At 48.9% G+C, this 2593-nt stretch carries 2 protein-coding genes; both read left to right on the top strand.

The window, feature by feature from the left end; genetic code table 11:
- Window positions 1–100 precede the first annotated feature (100 nt).
- A complete protein-coding gene (locus ACY69O_RS03875; RefSeq protein WP_072935232.1) occupies window positions 101–415 on the top strand; it encodes a hypothetical protein in 315 nt (104 codons plus the stop codon).
- A gap of 28 nt (window positions 416–443) precedes the next feature.
- Window positions 444–2593, top strand: a 2150-nt coding sequence (leuS, locus tag ACY69O_RS03870; protein ID WP_462332156.1) for a leucine--tRNA ligase, incomplete at its 3' end; no start/stop codon positions are given.

The raw sequence follows: 2593 nt of genomic DNA, 5'->3' as shown, positions 1-2593 counted from the left end.
GGCTACTTCTGTGTAGACAAGGATACGACTCCTGAGCATCTTGTTTTCAATGAGGTAGTAGGTCTTCGTGATACATGGGCAAAAGTAAAGAAGGATTAACATGAGTAAAATACCAAAAAACTTATCCGACAAGGATATGCTCAAAAACTTTGTAGAAGAACCTACGCTTGAATCCATGTTCATGGAGGCAGGCGAGAAGATGGAAAAGAAAGCAGCAAAACGCGCCGCTGATGAGCACCCGGGCAAGGATATCCGAATTGCATATCTGACACAGGATGTCATCGACAAAATTGGCAAGCTGCTGCTTGAGCTTAAAGTCGACCTCTACAAAGAGGGAATCGTCGATTATCGCATGAACGTACATCGTGAAGGAAAGAATATTATTCTTTCCCCCGTTGAGCACAAAAATAAGTAATCAACCGTATATAAGAGGGGGAGCCGGAATGGAGAAATATACTCCGCATGAAATTGAGAAAAAATGGCAGACGAAGTGGGAAGAGGAAAAGACATATAAAACGGAATATGACCCTGCGCTTCCGAAGTATTACGCATTGGAAATGTTCCCGTATCCTTCGGGAAATCTGCACATGGGACATGTCCGTAACTACTCCATCGGAGATGTTATGGCAAGATACAAACGCATGGAAGGCTTTAACGTCATCCATCCGATGGGCTTTGACGCTTTCGGTATGCCTGCGGAGAATGCAGCTATTAAACACGGCGTCCGTCCGGCAGACTGGACCTATTCCAATATCGAAAACATGATCCGCCAGCAGCGCGAAATGGGCTTGTCCTACGACTGGGACCGTGAGGTAGAGACATGCCGTCCTGAATATTACCGCTGGACACAGTGGCTCTTCGAGCTTTTCTACAAGCGCGGCCTCGCATACAAGAAGGAAGCTTCCGTAAACTGGTGCGATACATGCGGAACCGTTCTTGCAAATGAGCAGGTTATTGACGGAAAATGCTGGCGCTGCGATGATGAGGTCCATAAAAAAGATCTTTCCCAGTGGTTCCTCAAGATTACGGATTACGCAGACGAGCTTCTGAAGGACCTTGACCTTCTGAAGGGCTGGCCTGAGCGCGTTAAAACAATGCAGGAAAACTGGATTGGACGCAGTGAAGGTCTTGAGTTCCGGATGGAGGTTCCTGAGCTCGGAGAGAACTTTGCCGTTTATACGACACGTCCGGATACGGCATACGGAATTACATTTGTAGCGCTTGCCGCAGAGCATCCGCTGGTAGAAAAAATCATCGAAAATAATCCGAAGGCTGAGGAAATCAAAGCCTTCTGTGAGAAAGTCCGCAACGAGTCCGAAATGGAGCGTACCTCCAGCGAATCCGAAAAAGAAGGTATCTTTACGGGTATCTACGCAGTCAGCCCGTTCACGGGAGACAAGGTACAGCTCTGGATTACGAACTATGTACTCGCTGATTACGGAACAGGCGCAGTCATGGCCGTACCGTCAGGAGACCAGCGCGACTGGATGTTCGCAAAGAAATACAACCTTCCGATTATCCTTACGCTTCAGCCGAAGGACCGCGAGCTCAAGCTTGAGGAAATGACTGAGGCTTACGTAGAAAAAGAGGGTGTCCTTGTCAACTCCGGCAAGTTCACCGGCATGGAAATGCATGAGGCACAGAAGGCAATAATTGACGAGGCTGAGAAGCAGGGCTTCGGTGAGCGCAAGGTCAATTACCGCCTGCGTGACTGGCTCATCTCGCGTCAGCGTTACTGGGGTGCGCCGATTCCTATCATTCACTGTGAGCACTGCGGCCCTGTGCTTGTTCCCGAGAAAGACCTGCCTGTCCGTCTCCCTGAGAATGTAAAATTCGAGCAGGGCTCCGTTTCTCCGCTGGCACAGTGCGAGGAATTTGTAAACTGCACATGCCCGAAATGCGGCGCTCCCGCAAAACGTGAGACAGACACCATGGATACGTTCATCTGCTCATCCTGGTACTATCTCCGCTATACGGACCCGAAAAATACGGAAATGCCTTTTGACAAGGATAAAGTAAACTACTGGGCTCCTGTAGACCAGTATATCGGCGGTATTGAGCATGCAATCCTGCATCTTCTCTACTCCCGTTTCTTTACAAAAGTTATCCGCGATGAAGGACTTGTCAATTTTGATGAGCCGTTCAAAAACCTTCTTACGCAGGGCATGGTCATAAAAGACGGCTCCAAGATGAGCAAGTCCAAGGGCAACGTAGTATCCCCTGAGGAGATTATCGCTAAATACGGCGCAGATACGGCCCGCCTGTTCATTCTCTTTGCGGCACCGCCTGAACGTGACCTTGAGTGGAGCGATCAGGGCGTTGAGGGTGCGTTCCGCTTCCTCGGCCGCGTATGGCGTATTGTTCAGCAGTTTGAGGATGCTGTCAAGGGTGCTTCCGATACCTATGATGTATCGAAGCTCACGAAGGAAGAAAAAGACCTTCGCCGTATCCTTCATGTAACCATTGATAAAGTAACTGAGGATATCCGTGACCGCTTCACGTTCAATACGGCTATTTCCGCTGTCATGGAGCTTGTAAACGCATTCTATACATTCTATCCGGAAAACGGCAAGGATGTTCCTGAGCTTAATGC

Source organism: Schwartzia sp. (in: firmicutes) (genome assembly GCF_978017985.1).
This window is presented reverse-complemented; position numbering and strand designations above follow the sequence as displayed.